Raw genomic sequence first — 17,414 nt, 5'->3', positions numbered from 1 at the left:
GTTACTCGTCGTCGGCGAATTCGGAGAAGATCGCGCGCGTCAGGCGCCAGCCACGCGGCCTTGCACGCTTCGCTGGCTCGCCTTCGGCAAGCTTCGTGAAGACCAAGACCGGCTTGCTTTCCTTGCCGCGGTGGGGCGGCGGCCAATGCGCGAGGTGCGTGCCCGCGGTCTCGCTGGCGAGCAGATATTTGGGTGGCAGACCTTTGCGGTCGGACGTGGCTTTCATGGCCTTGATCTCCCGGGCGGGAATGGTTGGCCAAACTTGTTGACAACGAGTTAATGTGCGCGGTTAAAGGCCGGCCACATCGACGCAGGTGAAGGTGTGCCATCATCCGATGCTGTCGCAATCCGTCATAATTATTGAGTATCTGGTTCCTTAGGAATTTCGCTAAGAACCGAGCGTGTCGTTTAGGCGATTTTTCGACGATTTGGGGGATATTGATCCGCATGTGCGGGATTGTCGGCATTCTCGGGCGCGAGCCGGTTGCAGAGCAATTGGTGGATTCGCTCAAACGTCTTGAATATCGCGGCTACGACTCCGCGGGCGTCGCCACGCTCGAAGGCAGGCTCATCGAGCGCCGCCGCGCCGAGGGCAAGCTGAAGAATCTGGAGAAGCGGCTGGAAGCCGAGCCGTTGAAAGGCACCACCGGAATCGGTCACACCCGCTGGGCCACCCACGGCAAGCCGACCGTCAACAATGCCCATCCGCATGCGACCGAGCGCGTCGCTGTCGTCCACAACGGCATCATCGAGAATTTCCGCGAGTTGCGCGAAGAGCTCGAGAAGAAGGGCACGGTGTTCCACACCCAGACCGACACCGAGATCGTGCTGCACCTCGTCGACGATCTGCTGACGCGCGGCAACAAGCCGGTGGAAGCGGTGAAGCTGACGCTGGCGCGGCTGCGCGGCGCCTTCGCGCTCGGCTTCATTTTCGCGGGCGACGACGATCTGATGATCGGCGCCCGCAACGGTCCGCCGCTCGCGATCGGCTATGGTGACGGCGAGATGTATCTCGGCTCCGACGCCATCGCGCTCGGCCCGTTCACCGACACGATCAGCTATCTCGAGGACGGCGACTGGGTCGTGCTGACCCACAACAGCGCCACCATCTTCGACAAGGACGGCCATGCCGTCCAGCGCGACAAGATCAAGCATGCCGCCTCGACCTCGCTGGTCGACAAGGCCAATTACCGCCACTTCATGGCGAAGGAGATCCACGAGCAGCCGGAAGTGGTCGGCCATACGCTGGCGCGCTATGTCGACATGGCGACCGAGCGCGTCTCGCTGCCGGTCAAGCTGCCGTTCGACTTCAAGGATATCCAGCGCATCAACATCACGGCGTGCGGCACCGCGAGCTATGCCGGCATCGTCGCGAAATACTGGTTCGAGCGTTTTGCGCGCGTGCCGGTCGAGGTCGATGTCGCCTCCGAATTCCGCTACCGCGAAGCGCCGTTGCGCAAGGGCGATCTCGCCATCTTCATCTCGCAATCCGGCGAAACCGCCGACACGCTGGCCGCACTGCGCTATGCCAAGGCCGAGGGCGTGCACACGGTTGCCGTCGTCAATGTGCCGACCTCGACCATCGCGCGCGAGAGCGAGACCGTGCTGCAAACGCTGGCCGGCCCCGAGATCGGCGTCGCTTCGACCAAAGCCTTCACCTGCCAGCTCATGGTGCTGGCGAACCTCGCCATTGTGGCCGGCAGGGCCCGCGGCGAATTGTCCGAGGAGGACGAGACCAAGCTGGTTCACGGCCTCGTCGAGATCCCGCGCCTGATGGCGGATGCGCTCACCACCGAGCCCCAGATCGAAAAGCTAGCGCACAGGATCGCCAAGTCCCGCGATGTGCTCTATCTCGGCCGCGGCACCAGCTATCCGCTGGCGCTCGAAGGCGCGCTGAAGCTGAAGGAAATCTCTTACATCCACGCCGAGGGTTATGCCGCCGGCGAGCTCAAGCACGGGCCGATCGCGCTGATCGACGAGACCATGCCGGTCGTCGTTATCGCGCCCTACGACCGGGTGTTCGAGAAGACCGTGTCCAACATGCAGGAGGTCGCCGCCCGCGGCGGCAACATCATCCTGATGACCGACGCCAAAGGCGCGGAGGAGGCGACGGTGGAGTCCCTCGTCACAATCGTCATGCCCGACATGGCGGCCGCCTTCACGCCGATGGTCTATGCCGTCCCCGTGCAACTGCTCGCCTACCATACAGCGGTGGTGATGGGCACCGACGTCGACCAGCCGCGCAATCTCGCCAAATCGGTGACGGTGGAATAGGCAGACGGGATCGGGCCGGGACGCTAGGTGGTCTTCCAAAACCTGCTACAAGCCCCTAGCTTGAATGCAGTGACCGACCTGGAACCCGAATGACCGCCCGCGACGACGCGCCTGCGCCTCTGCCTGATCCCGCCCCGGAACCGCATACCGGCCTGATGGGCCGTTTCCGCAACTATTTCCTCACCGGCCTCATCGTGACGGGGCCGATTGCGATCACCCTTTATCTGGTCTGGTGGTTCGTCACCTGGGTCGACGGCGTAGTGCGGCCGTTCATACCGCTGGCCTATCGGCCCGAAACCTATATGCCGTACGTCGTTCCCGGCTGGGGACTGATTGTCGCGGTTTTCGCCCTGACGCTGCTGGGCTTCCTGACCGCCAATCTGATCGGCCGCACCTTGGTCGATCTCGGCGAGACTTTTGTCGGCCGGATTCCGGCGGTGCGCGCCATCTACCGCGGCCTGAAGCAGGTGTTCGAGACGCTGTTCTCGGGCAAGGGCTCGAGCTTTCGGAAAGTCGGCCTGGTCGAGTTTCCGTCGCCAGGCATGTGGTCGATCGTGCTGATCTCGCAGTCGCCGAACGAAGACGTCGCGCGCAGTCTGCCGGGACAGGAGGAGCATGTCTCGGTGTTTCTGCCGTGCTCGCCGAATCCGACTACCGGCTTCTTCTTCTACGTGCCCAAGAGCAAGATCATCGAAGTCGACATGAGCACCGAGGATGCAGCGACGCTGATCATGTCGGCTGGCGTGGTGCAGCCGGGCTCGGCGCCCGACCCGAAAAAGGCCGCCGCGCTCGCGGGCATGGCGAACGCCGCGCGCATTGCCAACGCCTCCACGCTCCGGCCCGAGCCTGCGAAGGTGGAGTAGGGCCATTCCCCGGCGGGATGGCCGCGTTCACGCAAGGACTCGCGTCCTCTGCTATTGTTCCAGTTGAATTGAGCCCATCGCTCGGAATTCGAACTGGAGTGCCCGATGTCCAAAACCATTGCGATCCTCGCACCCGGCGCCATGGGCAGCGCGGTGGCCCGCCGCCTCAGCGAGAACGGCGCGCGCGTGCTGACGTCGTTGAAGGGGCGGAGCGAGGCGACGCTGAAGCGGGCAGCCGATGCCGGCATGGTCGGCGCCGAGGACGCCGCGATCGCGGACGCCGACATCATCCTCTCGATTGTGCCACCGGGCGAGGCGGTCGCATTGGCTGAGCGGCTGGCGGCGCTGATCGTCCGGCGCGAGAAGAAGCCGGTCGTGGTCGACTGCAACGCCGTCAATGTCGACACCGTGCTCCGGATCGAGGAGATCATCGGCTCGGCGCAGGCACCCTTCGTCGATGCCGGCATCATCGGCTTCCCGCCGCAGCCCGGCGGCAAGAGCCCGGCGTTCTACATGTCCGGCGAGCACGCCAAGGACGTCGCCGTGCTGAAAGATCTCGGGCTCGATGTGCGGATCGTCGCGGGCCCGGTCGGCGCGGCGTCGGCGCTCAAGATGTCCTACGCCGGCATTGTGAAGGGTCTTGCCGGAATCAGCTCGGCCATGGTGGTCGCGGCGACGAATGCGGGTGCTGCGGATGCGCTCCGTGACGAGCTCGCGCTGAGCCAGCCCGCGATTTTGGCGCGGCTCGAAGTCGCGCTGCCCGACATGATCCCGAAGGCCTATCGCTGGGTCGCGGAGATGCGGGAGATCTCCGGCTTCCTCGGGCCGGACCATCCGGCCAGTCAGATCTACGAGGGTTTTGCGAAATGGTTCGAGCATCTCGCGGGGGATGCCAAGGGCGAGGCCGCGGATGCCACGCTGCTGAAGGCGTTCGCTGCGAGAATCGCGAAGAAAGCCTAGCTATCCGGCCCTTGCCGCCGGATATGTCAGGCTAGCTGCCCCTTAGCTTGCGCCTTGGGATCGCGAACCCGAGAGCTGACTTCGTGCGTCACGTGGGACGAAGCGCGTCCGGCGTCCACGAAGCCGTTCCGTGCAGCGGGCGAAGCCAATTCGCGCTGGCCGCGAAGACTCCTGGAAATCGGCCCCGGCTAACGTCCTCTCATCAACAAGGGGGTTGATCATGTCTCATTCATTTCGCCAGATCAGTTTCGCCATCGCGATTGCCGCCACTTCCACCTTTGCCTTGCCGACCAGCGGCCATGCCTATACTGCAGAAGCCCAGCAGATGTGCACCAGCGATGCCTTCCGTCTTTGCAGCTCCGAGATTCCGAACATCTCCCGCATTACCGCGTGCATGGTGCAGCACAAATCGGAGCTCAGCCCGGGATGCCGCGCGGTCATGGATCGCGACGTTGCGCCACAACCTGCAAAGACGGGTCCCGACCTGGAGTAAGAGCCCTCAGAAAATCCGCGATGTCCCGGTCGCTTCTCAAGCGTACGACCGGGACGTGGGCGCCATACTGGATGCGTTCAGCCTCGATCACGGGCATGCGTTCGGTGTCATAGCGCCACGCTTCCCGCATCAATTTCCAGTCGAATTGCTCCGGACATCCCTCCGGCAGGTCGGGCCGCGTCGTGTCGCGATCGAAGGCCGAACGCAAGAGAATGCGCCACTGGCAGAGCCAGCGCGGGCGGTCGATGACGACTAAAGTCTCTGCGCGCGCGAGCGTGAGATCGAAGGCCAGCCCCGAGAAGCTGCCGTCGACGATCCATTCGTCGCCCGCGATGGCGTCAGCGACGCGCACGCGAAAGCTTGCTGTATCGGACGCCTTCCAGCCCGGCTGCCAGTAAAGTACGTCGAGATGCACCACCGGCAGCCCAAGCTTTCGCCCAAGATTTCGGGAGAGGCTGGTCTTTCCGCTTCCCTGGCTGCCTACGACGATGATCCGGCGCATGGCGCGAGGGTTTCACGAAATGAGCCGCAGTGAAAGTTTGGATTTCAACTTGCCGTTCGCGAGGCGGGATGGCTCTATGAACGCCGCATGCAATGGGAGCTCGAATGAGAGTGTTGGTGATCGGCGCGGGCGCGCTTGGAGGATACTACGGCGCTTGCGTGGTGCGGGCAGGTGGCGACGTGACTTTCCTGGTTCGCGCGAAGCGGGCCGAGCAATTGCGGCGCAACGGATTGCAAGTCGTGAGCCCGCATGGCGATTTTGCCTTGCAGCCAAAGGTCATTCAGGCAAGCGATCTCAAGGAGCCGTATGACATCGTGCTCGTCGGCGTGAAAGCCTACTCACTCGACGACGCGATGAGCCAGTTCGCTCCCGCTGTCGGCGCCCACACCATGGTTCTGCCGATACTCAACGGGTTGAAACATGTCGACGCTCTGACCGCGAAGTTCGGCGCCGCGCGCGTCCTCGGCGGATTGGCGAACGTCAGCGCCGGGCTCGACGGGGATGGTCGTGTGGTTCAGTTCATGGCCAATCAGACGATTGTGTTCGGCGAGATCAAGGGGCCGTTGAGCGAGCGTGCGCTCGCGCTGGAGAAACTGCTCAAGGTCCCCGGCATCGACGTGCGCGCCAGCGAAGCGATCATGCAAGACATGTGGGAGAAGTTCGTTCAGCTCAGTACGCTCGCCGGCATCACCTGCCTGATGCGCGCGAGCGTCGGCGACATTTTGGCCGTGCCTAACGGCGAGCGGTCTATTTTCCGACTGTTTGCGGAATGCTGCGCCGTTGCGACGGCTTCAGGTTTTGAGCCACGCGCGCCGTTTATCGAATTTGACCGGAAGCTGTTCACCACACTGGACTCGCCACTCAAGGCCTCGATGCTACGTGATATCGAGCGCGGCTCGATGACCGAGGCCGAGCACATCCTCGGCGATATGGCCAATCGGGCCCGTTCGCTCGGCATCGACACGCCGTTGCTGGATCTGGCCCGCGCGCATGTCGCGGCCTACGAAGTTGGGCGTCGAAGAGCGGCGAGCTAACCAGCCCCAATCAGCGGGATCGCCTCGTCTCGCTCGTACAGATACAGCAGGCAGCGCAGCGCTTCGCCGCGCTCGCCCTTCAGCTTCGGATCGTCCTTCATGATGCGCAGCGCCTCGTCGCGGGCCTGCGTGATGAGCTGGCCGTGGACTTCCGAACGCGCGATGCGGTAGCCGGGCAGGCCGCTCTGGCGCACGCCGAGTACGTCGCCTTCGCCGCGCAGCTTCAGATCCTCCTCGGCAATGCGAAACCCGTCGGTGGTCTCGCGGATCACTTTCAGCCGGGCCTTCGACATCTCACCGAGCGGCTCCGAGTAGAGCAGCAGGCAGGTCGAGGCCTCCGAGCCGCGTCCGATACGGCCGCGCAACTGGTGCAGCTGCGCAAGGCCAAAGCGTTCGGCATTCTCGATCACCATGATGGTCGCCGCCGGCACGTCGACGCCGACCTCGACCACGGTGGTTGCGACCAGGAGCCCGATCTCGTGGGCGGCGAACTGGCCCATCACGCGATCTTTCTCAGTGCCCTTCATCTGGCCGTGGACGAGGCCGACACGATCGCCGAAACGCTTTTGCAAACTCTCGAAGCGCTTGGTTGCATTGGTCAGGTGCTCGGTGCCCTCAGCCTCGGATTCCTCGACCAGTGGGCAGATCCAGTAGACCAGTTTGCCGGCTTCGAGCGCACGGCCGATGCTGTCCGTGACCTCGCCGAGACGGCTCATCGATATGGTGCGGGTCTCGATCGGCTGGCGACCGGCCGGCTTTTCACGCAATTCGCTAATGTCCATGTCGCCGAAATAGGTCAGCACCAGCGTGCGCGGGATCGGCGTTGCGCTCAGCACCAGCACGTCGACAGCTTCGCCCTTCGACGTCAGCGCGAGCCTTTCACGCACGCCAAATCGGTGCTGCTCGTCGACGATGGCGAGCGCGAGATCGCTAAAGATCACGTCGTCCTGGATCAGCGCGTGGGTGCCGACCAGCAGATCAATCTCGCCCGCGGCGAGCCGCTCGATGATCTCGCGCCGCTCCTTGCCTTTTTCGCGGCCGGTGAGGATCGCGACCTGCATACCGGCGCGCTCGGCCAGCGGCGTGATGGTCTTGATGTGCTGGCGCGCCAGAATCTCGGTCGGCGCCATCAGCGCGGCCTGCTTGCCGACTTCAGTGACGGCGGCTGCCGCGAGGAGTGCCACCACCGTCTTGCCGGAGCCGACGTCGCCCTGAAGCAGGCGCAGCATCCGCACCGGTTGTTGCAGATCGTTGGCGATCGCCGCGGCCGCGTCGCGCTGGGAGGACGTCAGCGCGTAGGGCAGGGCGTCGATGATCTTGCTGCGCAAATGCCCATCGCCGGCGTTGCGCACGCCGGCCGGGCGACGCAATTGCGCGCGGATCAAGGCGAGCGCGAGCTGCCCGGCGAGCAATTCGTCGAAGGCGAGGCGCGACCAGAACTGCTTTTCGGGCAGGATGTCGGTGAGCTCGACCGGCTGATGCACGCGATGCAGCGCCTCGGCGACCGGCGGAAAATTGCAGCGGCGCAGCACGTCCGGGCTGATCCATTCAGGCAGCGCCGGCAGCTTTTGCAGCGCTTGCGCGACCGCGCGGCGGAGCGAGCCGATCGCCAGCCCTTCCGTCAGCGGATAGACCGGATCGATGCCGGAGAGCTTTGAGATCGCCTCCCCGTCCAGCACGCGGTCGGGATGCACGATCTGCGGGATGCCGTCATACATCTGGAGCGTGCCGGAGACGTAGCGCTTCTCGCCCATCGGCAGCAGCTTTTCGACATAGCCGGGTTTGGCGCGAAAGAAGGTCAGCACGACGTCGCCGGTATCGTCGCTGGCATAGACCAGATACGGCGCGCGCGCGTTACGCGGCGGGGGCGGGCGGTGGCGGTCGACGGTGACCTCCAGCGTCACCATGGTTCCCTGCACGGCGTCGCGAATCTTCGGCCGCGCCCGGCGGTCGATGACCTGGCTCGGCAGATGCAGCAGCAGGTCGACCAGCCGCGGCGTCTCATTGCGGCTGAGCAGGTACTGCAACAGCTTGTCCTGCTTCGGACCGACGCCGGGCAGGCTGGTCACGGGAGCAAACAGCGGATTGAGCAGGCTGGGGCGCATCAGGTGAATCTAGGACCGTTTCGGCTGGTCATGCCCGGCTTTATGCCGGGCATCCACGTCTTTTTTCGTCTCGCGGAGCGAAGGTGCGGTCATGAGGAAACGAGGGCCTGAATTGCCGCAACAAAGAGCTGACACCGGCGGTCCGAGTGGCTATATCACGCCGGCCCGGCACGTCCGGGCTTTTGGCGTTTGACTGGAATCGAGACATGACGGGAACGACACGATCAAGTGACGGGCTGGACGACCGCCGCAAGCGGATTCTGTTCCGCTGCTGGCACCGCGGCACGCGCGAGATGGATCTGATCCTCGGCCGCTTTGCCGACGCCGAGATCGGCAAATTGTCCGACGCCGAGCTCGATGAGCTGGAACGCCTGCTCGAAGAGTCCGATCCCGATCTCTATGCCGCCATCATCGGCGACAAGGTGCTGCCAGCTGATGCCACCGACGCGCTGTTTGCGCGCATCAAGGCGTTCCCGATTACGGACGGCAATCTATGAAACCGGGCTTGAAGTCGCCGGCCGAGCTGCTCACCCCCGGCCGCGCGCTGACGCTTGCCAATGTCGCCGAAGGCGCTGAAGGCCTCATCATCTCCGATCTCGCGCGCGCCATCGCGGCGCGGCCGAAGAAGCCGGCCGTCAGCCTTGCCGTGGTCTGCCGCGATGGGCCACGGATGCAGCAGCTCGAACGCGCGCTGCAATTCTTCGCGCCGGATTTGCCGGTGCTGACTTTCCCGGCCTGGGACTGCCAGCCTTATGACCGCGTCTCGCCCCATGGCGGCATTTTGGCGCAACGCCTGACCACGCTGGCACGGCTTGCTTCGCTCACCGGCAGCGACAAGCCGCTGATCGTGTTGACCACGGTGAATGCGTTGGTGCAGCGCGTGCCCGCACGCGATCTCGTCGCGGCGCAGGCGCTGTCGGTCGCGCCCGGCAATGTCGTGCCGATGGACAGCATCATCGCCTGGCTCGAGCATAACGGCTACAATCGCTCCTCGACCGTGCGCGAGCCCGGCGAATATGCCGTGCGCGGAGGTATCCTCGATCTGTTCCCGGCCGGCCTCGACCAGCCCGTGCGTTTCGATTTCTTCGGCGACAGCCTGGAATCGATCCGCTCCTTCGACGCCGAGAGCCAGCGCACGATGCTCGACATGCGCTCGCTCGATCTCGTCCCGATCTCGGAATTCCAGCTCGTCACCGACACCATCCGCCGCTTTCGCATGGGCTATGTCGCCGAATTCGGCGCGCCCGAGCGCGATGACGCGCTCTACGAGGCCGTCAGCGAAGGCCGCCGCCATCCCGGCATGGAGCACTGGTTGCCGCTGTTCCAGGACCGGATGGACACGCTGTTCGATTATCTGCAAGGGGCAACCGTCGCGATCGAGCCGCAGGCCGAGGACGCCGTGCGCGAGCGCTTCAAGCAGATCGTCGACTACTACCAGGCCCGTCGCGATGCGATGGAGCATCCGGGCGGCGGCGCGATCTACAAGCCGCTGCCGCCGGATCGGCTTTATCTGACCGAGGACGAGTGGGCCAAGCGCCTCGGCGATGTGCCGCTGGCGCGGCTGACGCAGTTTTCCGTGCCGGCGGACGGCACGAGCGTTGTCGATGCCGGCGCGCGCAAGGGCCGCGATTTCGCGCCCGAGCGTAACGACACCACCGTCAACGTGTTCGAGTCCGTCGTCGGCCACGTGATGGGCTTGCAGGCCCAGCGCAAGAAGGTCGTGATCGCGCTCTGGACCGAAGGCTCGCGCGACCGCATGACCTCGATGCTGCGCGACCACAAGCTGACCCACACCACCAGCGTCAACAGCTGGCGGACGGTGCAGGCAACCCCGCGCAACGAGACCATCCTCGCCGTGCTCGGCCTCGAAAGCGGCTTTGAGACCGACGAGATCGCCGTCATCAGCGAGCAGGACATTCTTGGCGACCGCCTGGTGCGGCCGCGCCGAGCCAGCCGCAAGCTCGACAATTTCATCTCGGAGATCACGAGCCTGGCGGCCGGCGACATCGTCGTCCACGCCGATCACGGCATCGGCCGCTTCATCGGTCTCCAGACGCTCGACGTCGCCGGCGCGCCGCATGACTGTCTCGAGCTGCATTATGCCGCCGAGGCGAAACTGTTTCTCCCCGTTGAGAACATCGAGCTGTTGTCGCGCTACGGCTCCGACCAGACCACAGTCGAGCTCGACCGTCTGGGCGGCTCAGGTTGGCAGACCCGTAAGGCGAAACTCAAGAATCGCATTCACGAGATCGCGGGCGAGCTGATCAAGATCGCCGCCGAGCGCCATTTGCACGAGGCGCCGAAGCTGCCGGTGCAGCCGGGCCTCTATGATGAGTTCTGCGCGCGCTTCCCCTATGACGAGACCGAGGACCAGCTAGGGGCCATCGAAGCCACGCTGAAGGACCTCGAATTCGGCCGCCCGATGGACCGGCTGATCTGCGGCGACGTCGGCTTCGGCAAGACGGAAGTTGCGCTGCGTGCGGCGTTTGCGGTCGCGCTCGAAGGCAAGCAGGTCGCGGTCGTGGTGCCGACCACGCTGCTGGCGCGCCAGCATCACAGGACCTTCACCGAGCGCTTCAAAGGCTTTCCAGTGAACGTGGCGCAGGCCTCGCGCCTGGTCCCGGCCAAGGAGCTCAACCTGGTCAAGAAGGGCATCGCCGACGGCTCGGTCGATATCGTCGTTGGCACTCACGCGCTGCTCGGCAAGGCGATCAAGTTCCGCGACCTCGGCCTCGTCATCGTCGACGAGGAGCAGCATTTTGGCGTCACCCACAAGGAACGGCTGAAGGCGCTTCGCTCCGAGGTGCACGTCCTGACGCTGTCGGCAACGCCGATCCCGCGTACGCTGCAACTGGCGCTCACCGGCGTCCGCGAGCTCTCGATTATTGCCTCGCCTCCGGTTGATCGTCTCGCTGTGCGCACCTTCGTCGCGCCGCACGATCCGCTGATGATCCGCGAGGCGCTCTTGCGCGAGCGCTATCGCGGCGGCCAGGCGTTCTACGTGGTGCCGCGCATCGACGACCTCGCCGAGGTCAAGGACTTCCTCGACAAGAACGTGCCGGAGATGAAGGTCGCGGTCGCGCACGGCCAGATGCCGCCGGCAGTGATCGAGGACATCATGACCGCGTTCTACGACGGCAAGTTCGACGTCCTGCTCTCGACCACCATCGTCGAATCCGGCCTCGACATTCCCAACGCCAACACGCTGATCGTGCACCGCGCCGACATGTTCGGCCTGGCCCAGCTCTATCAGCTGCGCGGCCGCGTCGGCCGCTCCAAGCTGCGCGCCTATGCGTTGTTTACGCTGCCGGCGCAGCAGAAGATCACCGCGCAGGCCGAGCGCCGGCTGACCGTGCTGCAATCGCTGGAGACGCTCGGCGCTGGCTTCCAGCTCGCCTCACACGATCTCGATATCCGTGGCGCCGGTAATATTCTGGGCGAGCAGCAGTCCGGCCACATCAAGGAGGTCGGCTTCGAGCTCTACCAATCGATGCTGGAGGAGGCGATCGTCAACCTCAAGGCCGGCGTGTCTGAGCCGGCCGCCGACCGCTGGTCACCGTCGATCACGATCGGCATGCCCGTGTTGATTCCGGAAGACTATGTCGGCGACCTCTCGGTGCGGCTGTCGCTCTACCGGCGCCTCGCCGATCTCGACAGCGAGGAAGAGATCGAAAACTTTGGTGCCGAGATGCGCGACCGTTTTGGCGTGCTGCCGGACGAGGTGCGCTATCTGTTCAAGGTCGCCGCGATCAAGGCGTTCTGCCGCCAAGCCAATGTCGGGAAGATCGACGCCGGTCCGAAGGGCGCCGTCATCACCTTCCGCGACAATTCCTTTGCCCATCCCGACCGCCTGGTGACCTTCATCCGCAGCCACGGCCAGGCCGCGAAGGTGCGGCCCGACATGAAGGTGGTGTTCTTCCAGGACTGGGAGACGCCGGAAGAACGGCTCGCCGGCACCACTGAGATCATGCGCCAGCTCGCACAGCTTGCGCACAGCAAGAAGGCGGCGTAGGCCCGTAGTATTCCGGAGGCGGCGTAGCGCGAAACGGTGCGCCGCACTTGGGTTGAAGCGACATATGGCCACTTGCAGATTGACCGAACAACAGCCATGTTCGGCTCGTCGAGTTCCGCCGAACGACATCCATCCACCCGCGACTGGTTTACCGGACGCGGGTTTTTTGCACCGGTTGCGGGTTGGCCCGCCCATTGAGACAGCAGAGGTCGCGAGCGTGTCCATCAATATCGATTCAAACCAGGAATCAGATCAGGAACACGACGACGTCATGTATCCGCAGGTCCTGCCGTTTGTATTGATCCACGCCGGATGCGTCGCGGCGATCTGGACAGGCGTCTCGTGGCAAGCCGTTGCAATTTGTGCCGCCCTGTATTGGTTGCGCATGTTCGGGGTCACTGGCGGATATCATCGGTACTTCTCGCATCGGGCCTACGCGACAGGCCGGGTGTTCCAGTTCATCCTTGCCTTCCTTGCTCAGAGCAGTGCCCAGAAAAGCGTTCTCTGGTGGGCTGCCAAACACCGCCATCATCATCTTCACTCGGACACAGTGCAGGATGTGCATTCCCCCCGGCACAAAGGCTTCCTCTATAGCCATGTCAGCTGGATCTTTTATCGGCAGCACGATGCGACTGACCTGGTGAAGGTATCGGATCTGGCCTCGTATCCCGAGCTGATGTGGCTGCACAGGCTGGAGCTCTTGCCGGCGGTCGTGCTCGCGGGTCTGTGCTTCCTTGTTGCCGGGTGGTCAGGACTCGTGGTCGGATTCCTCTGGAGCACGGTGCTGCTGTATCACGCCACGTTCTGCATCAACTCGCTCGCACATGTTCACGGACGCACGCGGTATGTGACCGGTGATGACTCCCGCAACAACTGGCTGCTCGCTCTCGTGACGATGGGTGAGGGGTGGCACAACAACCATCACGCCTACCAGGCCAGCGCCCGGCAGGGCTTCCGCTGGTATGAGATTGATCTCACTTATTATGCCCTGGTTGCCTTGTCCTGGCTCGGGATTGTCTGGGATCTGAAGTCGCCGCCCGTGCAGGTTCTGCGCAATGAGCATCGGCTGGGATCACGCGCGATAAGGCAAGCCGCCGAGCAGCTCGCCGCTCGCTTTAATCCTGAACACATCGCGCTTGCGATCAGAACGTCGATCCATGAGACCGAATTGTCGGTCCGTGACGCGCTCAGTCTGTTGCAGCACCGTGCCGACTTGCGTCTGTCGAGCATGCCGACGCGAGATCAGTTGCTGGCCGAAGCGCAGCGCATGTTCGCCAAGACGATATCCTTGGACGACATTGTCGACCGTGCCTACGAGCTCTTGCACGACTCTGTCGGTTTTCTCCTGGCCAGTCCGGCTCTACCGGCCAACGCGACAGCGAAGAGTGGCATTTAACGCGAGAATCCTGCCGGCCACTCCTCAGAGCACAACATCCCGGTTGACGTTCTTGTACAAAAGATAGACCGACTGGCTCGAACCTGTCGGATAGAATTGCTGCGGACAGAACGATCCCATCCAGATGAAGTCATCAATCCAGATTTCGTGCCAGGTATCGCCAAGATAATACAAACCTTGCCCCTCCAGCATGAGCAATCCGTGTTCCATGATGTGGGTCTCGACGGCCGGAAAACAGACGCCGGGTTGGAAGAACATCAGATTCATTTCGAAGTCGAACCGGAGGTCGCCCATTGGTAGCAGGTGCTTGAAGCCGCGCCCCTCCAGTCCGGTATGGTTCGTCATCGGCATCGATTGTTGTTGGCCGATGATGGCCGTCGGTGCCGATATGCCCTCAGCCGTTTCATAACGTTTTTTGACCGTGATGACGCGGGCGGGAGCGGTGGGATGGCAGCGCATCGCGAATGACATGCCCGGCGGAACATAGGCAAAGGCACCGGCTGTAAGCGAGGTCGAGGCTCCGGTGCCAATGCTTATGTCGACGGTTCCCGTCACGACGTAGAAGAAATGCTGAAGGTCCACGCAGATCGGCTGAGCCGTGCCGCCCGAGGGCTCGATTTCCAGCATGAACTGGGCAAAGTCGGCCCCGAGCGTCGGCGCCGCCAGAAAACGGACAGTCGTTGACGTCCACGCCGGCAGCCGGCTCTTCAAGACGCCCTCAGGCGGTATGAACGCGAAATTGCGGCCGACGATTGCGCGGCTGTGACCGATCGCGCCAGGACGAACGACGCCGGGTTGGGCAGGCAGATCGGTGGGATGCATCTGAGATTCCTTGGTCAACCCGCAACAGCGCGTAGTCGGTAGGGTGGGCAAAGCGGAAGCGTGCCCACCACATCTGCTGCGATCGTGGAGGGATGGTGGGCACGGCGCAAGTGCGCCTTTGCCCACCCTAAGAAAGCCGTTACGACGCCGCGCGCGACGCGTCGGCGGAGAGCCGCCCCAGCAGCGATCTTGCCGTATCCGATGACGACAGCGAGTCCACACTGACGACGGGGTCGCTGTGCATCTCGTTCTTGCCGTGACTGGTGTGCCGCATCACCGCGGAGAGGCGGCGGGCGATCATGTGGGCAGTGCGGAAGTCGGTCTCGGCGAACACGACGACCACCGAGCCGTCCTTCTGCGCGGCACCGAAATCCATCTGCCGCATCAGGCGGCTCAGGATCCGCGCAGCGTCGAGCTGGGCGCGAGGATTGCCGGGATCGAAGGCGAAGCGCGCCACCGACAGGCCGCCGCCGCGAGCGAGCGTCTGCTCGACCGCCTTGGAAAAATCGCGGGCGAAGGCTTCCACCGTCAGGAGGCCGCTGCGCGGGTCGAGCCAGCCGCCGGCGTCGATCGAGCGCAGCGTGCGGCTCAGTTGCGCTTCCATCGCATGCTGGCGGATCAGCGGCAACGCGTTGGCGGCGACCTTTGGCGGCTCGCCCGTGATCAGCTCGAGATTGGGCAGATCATAACTCTGCACGAGCTGGTGCGCGGTGACGACGACGGGCAGGTTGCGGAAGCGGGTGTCCTCGGCAAGCACCGTGAGGAAGGCATCCGTGACGCGCGGGGTAAAACCTTCGGCGAGCACGACGCCGTCGATGTCGCGGGAGTTGAGATGCTTTGCGGCGGCCTCGATCGAGAGTGCGCCGATGACGCCCATGCGTTCGCCGAGCGCGACAGAGAGTGCGGGGTAAGCCGTGCCGCGGCCGATCAGGAGCACGGTGGCATCGCGCACGGGATCCGCCTCCGGCAGCGCAACCTTCATTTCCGGCAGCCGGCGCAGCACCGTGGCATGCAGCGTGCGCACGCGCATCGCGGCGCGCAGCCGTGCGGTCAGGCGGTCGGCATTGCCGCCGCGTGAGGCGAAGGGCAGGGCGTTGTGGGGCAGCGTGCCCTGCGCATCCATGGCGATCAGTGGCAGATAGAGCGGCTGGTCCGCGATCTTCTTTGCAAGCAGCGCGATATGCGGTTCGTGCCCGCCATGCATCGCAGCAAGAACGGCAGCCGGTTGCACCTGCTCGACTGCGCGCGCGGCGCTCGCCCAATCGGTGTCGACGACCGGAAAGAGTCGCGCCTCGTCCAGCGCCGCAATGAAGGCGGGGCGCTCCGCATTGGACACAAAGAGGATCGGGCCCGCCTGGGACATCACAAACTCTGATCACGCCATCGATGCTGCGCAATCTAGTTTGGCCGCCTTAATGCAGCGTCAACGAACGAGCCGAAACTGCGCTCAAACCGGACCGGAGCGGTCGCGAAAAGCCTCGACCATCAGAGGGTTAAGCCCGAGTTCGCTGAGCGCTTCGCGGGCGCGGGCATTGTCCTGGGCCCGGCCCGCCAGCCGGTGACCTGAGAGCCGGTCGGGCAGCGCCGTCAAAAGCGCGCCCTGGCCGAGCCGTCGCGCCCATTCCTGGAGGTCGTTGGAGAGGAAGCGGTAGCCGCCGACCGCCATGATGCCGGAGGGCGGCGCGGTGATGCAGATCGCCCCGCTGGCACGGTCGATCCGTGCGGCATAGCCGGTGTCGACATAGTCGCGCGGCGGCTGCGCGATCAGCGTGTCGCCAACCGGCTGCGGCGGGGCGTAGGCCGCGATCGGCGCCATCGGTCCGCGCAGGCCGAGCGTGCCCTTTGGGGTCAGCAGGATGTCGCCGGCGATCGAGGATCCGGACTGCTCGCGCGGTGCGCCGTGCGGGCCGGGCATCACCGCCACCGGCATGCCGTCCTCGCCACGCCTTGCGCCGAACAGCCCGGCCTCGCCGAACAGATAGACGTCCGTGAGCGGCGCATGCGGCGCGATCCAGGCTTCACTTGCCGCCACCTGTTCCGGCGCGCGCCAGAGGCCGATGACGTTGCGCAAGGTCGGCATCCGCGCCGCAAGGTCGGAATCGCCGAGGCGCAAAGCGAGCTGGGCCGGCGCGATCAGCACGTCGCATTCGTGCTCGTTGATCTGTTGCTCCAGCACATCGCTCTCGAAGGGATGATGCAGCGCCAGCGTGCCGCCACAGAGCAGCCAAACCGCGAGCGAGGAGGCGAGGCCTGCGAACGACATCGGCGCGAACGCCGCCATCACGGTCGCGCCCTGCTTGATGTCGGCTTCGAGCGACATCGCGAGCCCGCCGGCGATCAGGCTGAAATGCGGCCGCGGCACCGGACGAAAGCCCTCCGCCGTGACATCGAAGGAGATCATGGCCGCCTTGCGGCCGTCCTGGATCACGGCGCGCGTGGTGCCGGGCGGGCGCGCCAGCACCTCGTCGAGCGAGGCCATGCCTTCGGGCAGGTCGGAGCCGAAACCGAAGACGTGGCGGATCGAGAAGGCTTCCGCTGCGGCATGCATTGCGAGGTCGCAATAGCTGACGCCGTCGACCTTGCTCATGGTGACGACGGCGCGCGCCGCGGTGCGGTTGAGCGCGGCGGTCAGCTCCGCATGCCGCCAGAGCAGCGGCAGCACAGCGACCACGAGGCCGGCGCGATGGGCGGCGAGCACCGTCAGCACGAACTCGACCGTAGCCGGCAGCTGGACCGCGATGACGGAATTGGCCGGCAGGCCCGATTCGACGAAATGCGCCGACAGCGCTTCGATCGCCGTATCGGCCTCGGCATAGGTCAGCCGCCGCGGCTGGTGCCCGGTGACGCGGGCCTTGTTGAGGGGATCGAGCAAGGCGGGCGCGTGCGGCTGCCACGTCAGCGTGCGCTGGAACAGCGTGTCGAGCGTCGGCGATATTGCTGGCTGGTTCACGGC

Annotated in this window: 13 protein-coding genes; 7 read left to right on the top strand and 6 right to left on the bottom strand. The window is 64.6% G+C overall.

Annotated features, from left to right (window positions below):
* Position 1 precedes the first annotated feature (1 nt).
* Positions 2 to 226 (bottom strand): hypothetical protein, encoded by a 225-nt coding sequence (locus tag UP06_RS30795; RefSeq protein WP_045007438.1) that lies wholly within the window; start codon positions 224 to 226, stop codon positions 2 to 4.
* A 221-nt stretch (positions 227 to 447) separates the two neighbouring features.
* On the opposite strand from UP06_RS30795, the gene glmS reads away from it, so the two are divergent.
* The 3 genes from glmS (at position 448) to UP06_RS30780 (ending at position 4,097) form a co-directional block, all read left to right on the top strand.
* On the top strand, positions 448 to 2,274 hold the full coding sequence (glmS, locus tag UP06_RS30790) for a glutamine--fructose-6-phosphate transaminase (isomerizing) (protein WP_045007437.1): 1,827 nt from the start codon (positions 448 to 450) through the stop codon (positions 2,272 to 2,274).
* 89 nt (positions 2,275 to 2,363) lie between these two features.
* On the top strand, positions 2,364 to 3,137 hold the full coding sequence (locus UP06_RS30785; protein ID WP_045007436.1) for a DUF502 domain-containing protein: 774 nt from the start codon (positions 2,364 to 2,366) through the stop codon (positions 3,135 to 3,137).
* Positions 3,138 to 3,242: 105 nt separating this feature from the next.
* Positions 3,243 to 4,097, top strand: a complete 855-nt coding sequence (locus tag UP06_RS30780; RefSeq protein ID WP_045007435.1) for an NAD(P)-dependent oxidoreductase — start codon at positions 3,243 to 3,245, stop codon at positions 4,095 to 4,097.
* A 437-nt stretch (positions 4,098 to 4,534) separates the two neighbouring features.
* Here the strand turns inward: UP06_RS30780 and UP06_RS30775 are convergent, their stop codons facing one another.
* Positions 4,535 to 5,092 carry a P-loop NTPase family protein gene (locus UP06_RS30775; protein WP_045007434.1) on the bottom strand — a complete coding sequence of 186 codons (558 nt, stop codon included), beginning with the start codon at positions 5,090 to 5,092 and terminating at the stop codon, positions 4,535 to 4,537.
* Between the two features lie 104 nt (positions 5,093 to 5,196).
* Between UP06_RS30775 and panE the strand changes: the two genes are divergently transcribed.
* Positions 5,197 to 6,126: a 2-dehydropantoate 2-reductase gene (gene panE, locus UP06_RS30770; RefSeq protein ID WP_045007433.1), complete on the top strand. Its 930-nt coding sequence runs from the start codon at positions 5,197 to 5,199 to the stop codon at positions 6,124 to 6,126.
* Here the strand turns inward: panE and recG are convergent.
* Complete coding sequence (recG, locus tag UP06_RS30765) at positions 6,123 to 8,231, bottom strand: ATP-dependent DNA helicase RecG (protein ID WP_045007432.1); 2,109 nt, start codon at positions 8,229 to 8,231, stop codon at positions 6,123 to 6,125. The genes panE and recG overlap by 4 nt on opposite strands.
* Before the next feature lie 206 nt (positions 8,232 to 8,437).
* On the opposite strand from recG, the gene UP06_RS30760 reads away from it, so the two are divergent.
* The 3 genes from UP06_RS30760 (at position 8,438) to UP06_RS30750 (ending at position 13,639) form a co-directional block, all read left to right on the top strand.
* A complete protein-coding gene (locus UP06_RS30760; RefSeq protein ID WP_045007431.1) occupies positions 8,438 to 8,728 on the top strand; it encodes a succinate dehydrogenase assembly factor 2 in 291 nt (96 codons plus the stop codon).
* A complete protein-coding gene (mfd, locus tag UP06_RS30755; protein ID WP_045007430.1) occupies positions 8,725 to 12,243 on the top strand; it encodes a transcription-repair coupling factor in 3,519 nt (1,172 codons plus the stop codon). Before UP06_RS30760 ends, mfd begins: the two co-directional genes overlap by 4 nt.
* Positions 12,244 to 12,514: 271 nt before the next feature.
* Positions 12,515 to 13,639: an acyl-CoA desaturase gene (locus UP06_RS30750; protein ID WP_045007633.1), complete on the top strand. Its 1,125-nt coding sequence runs from the start codon at positions 12,515 to 12,517 to the stop codon at positions 13,637 to 13,639.
* Positions 13,640 to 13,663: 24 nt separating this feature from the next.
* On the opposite strand, the gene allE is transcribed toward UP06_RS30750, so the two are convergent.
* The 3 genes from allE to UP06_RS30735 all read right to left on the bottom strand — a co-directional run bounded on the left by allE (position 13,664) and on the right by UP06_RS30735 (position 17,411).
* The gene (allE, locus tag UP06_RS30745) at positions 13,664 to 14,461 is read right to left on the bottom strand and encodes a (S)-ureidoglycine aminohydrolase (protein WP_045007429.1); all 798 of its coding nucleotides are present in this window, start codon (positions 14,459 to 14,461) and stop codon (positions 13,664 to 13,666) included.
* 139 nt (positions 14,462 to 14,600) lie between these two features.
* Positions 14,601 to 15,824 (bottom strand): hypothetical protein, encoded by a 1,224-nt coding sequence (locus tag UP06_RS30740; protein WP_045007428.1) that lies wholly within the window; start codon positions 15,822 to 15,824, stop codon positions 14,601 to 14,603.
* 84 nt (positions 15,825 to 15,908) lie between these two features.
* Entirely contained in the window at positions 15,909 to 17,411 is a 1,503-nt protein-coding gene (locus UP06_RS30735) for a class I adenylate-forming enzyme family protein (RefSeq protein WP_045007427.1), read from the bottom strand.
* Between the last annotated feature and the right edge of the window lie 3 nt (positions 17,412 to 17,414).

Source organism: Bradyrhizobium sp. LTSP857 (genome assembly GCF_000938285.1).
Lineage (GTDB): Bacteria > Pseudomonadota > Alphaproteobacteria > Rhizobiales > Xanthobacteraceae > Bradyrhizobium.
Note: the sequence above shows the minus strand (reverse complement) of the source record. Positions and strands in the feature narration are given on the sequence as shown.

Excerpts from the sequence above, each read along its gene's own strand:
- UP06_RS30795 (WP_045007438.1), bottom strand. The coding sequence starts at position 226 with ATGAAAGCCACGTCCGACCGCAAAGGTCTGCCACCCAAATATCTGCTC.
- glmS (WP_045007437.1), top strand. The coding sequence starts at position 448 with ATGTGCGGGATTGTCGGCATTCTCGGGCGCGAGCCGGTTGCAGAGCAA.
- UP06_RS30785 (WP_045007436.1), top strand. The coding sequence starts at position 2,364 with ATGACCGCCCGCGACGACGCGCCTGCGCCTCTGCCTGATCCCGCCCCG.
- UP06_RS30780 (WP_045007435.1), top strand. The coding sequence starts at position 3,243 with ATGTCCAAAACCATTGCGATCCTCGCACCCGGCGCCATGGGCAGCGCG.
- UP06_RS30775 (WP_045007434.1), bottom strand. The coding sequence starts at position 5,092 with ATGCGCCGGATCATCGTCGTAGGCAGCCAGGGAAGCGGAAAGACCAGC.
- panE (WP_045007433.1), top strand. The coding sequence starts at position 5,197 with ATGAGAGTGTTGGTGATCGGCGCGGGCGCGCTTGGAGGATACTACGGC.
- recG (WP_045007432.1), bottom strand. The coding sequence starts at position 8,231 with ATGCGCCCCAGCCTGCTCAATCCGCTGTTTGCTCCCGTGACCAGCCTG.
- UP06_RS30760 (WP_045007431.1), top strand. The coding sequence starts at position 8,438 with ATGACGGGAACGACACGATCAAGTGACGGGCTGGACGACCGCCGCAAG.
- mfd (WP_045007430.1), top strand. The coding sequence starts at position 8,725 with ATGAAACCGGGCTTGAAGTCGCCGGCCGAGCTGCTCACCCCCGGCCGC.
- UP06_RS30750 (WP_045007633.1), top strand. The coding sequence starts at position 12,515 with ATGTATCCGCAGGTCCTGCCGTTTGTATTGATCCACGCCGGATGCGTC.
- allE (WP_045007429.1), bottom strand. The coding sequence starts at position 14,461 with ATGCATCCCACCGATCTGCCTGCCCAACCCGGCGTCGTTCGTCCTGGC.
- UP06_RS30740 (WP_045007428.1), bottom strand. The coding sequence starts at position 15,824 with ATGTCCCAGGCGGGCCCGATCCTCTTTGTGTCCAATGCGGAGCGCCCC.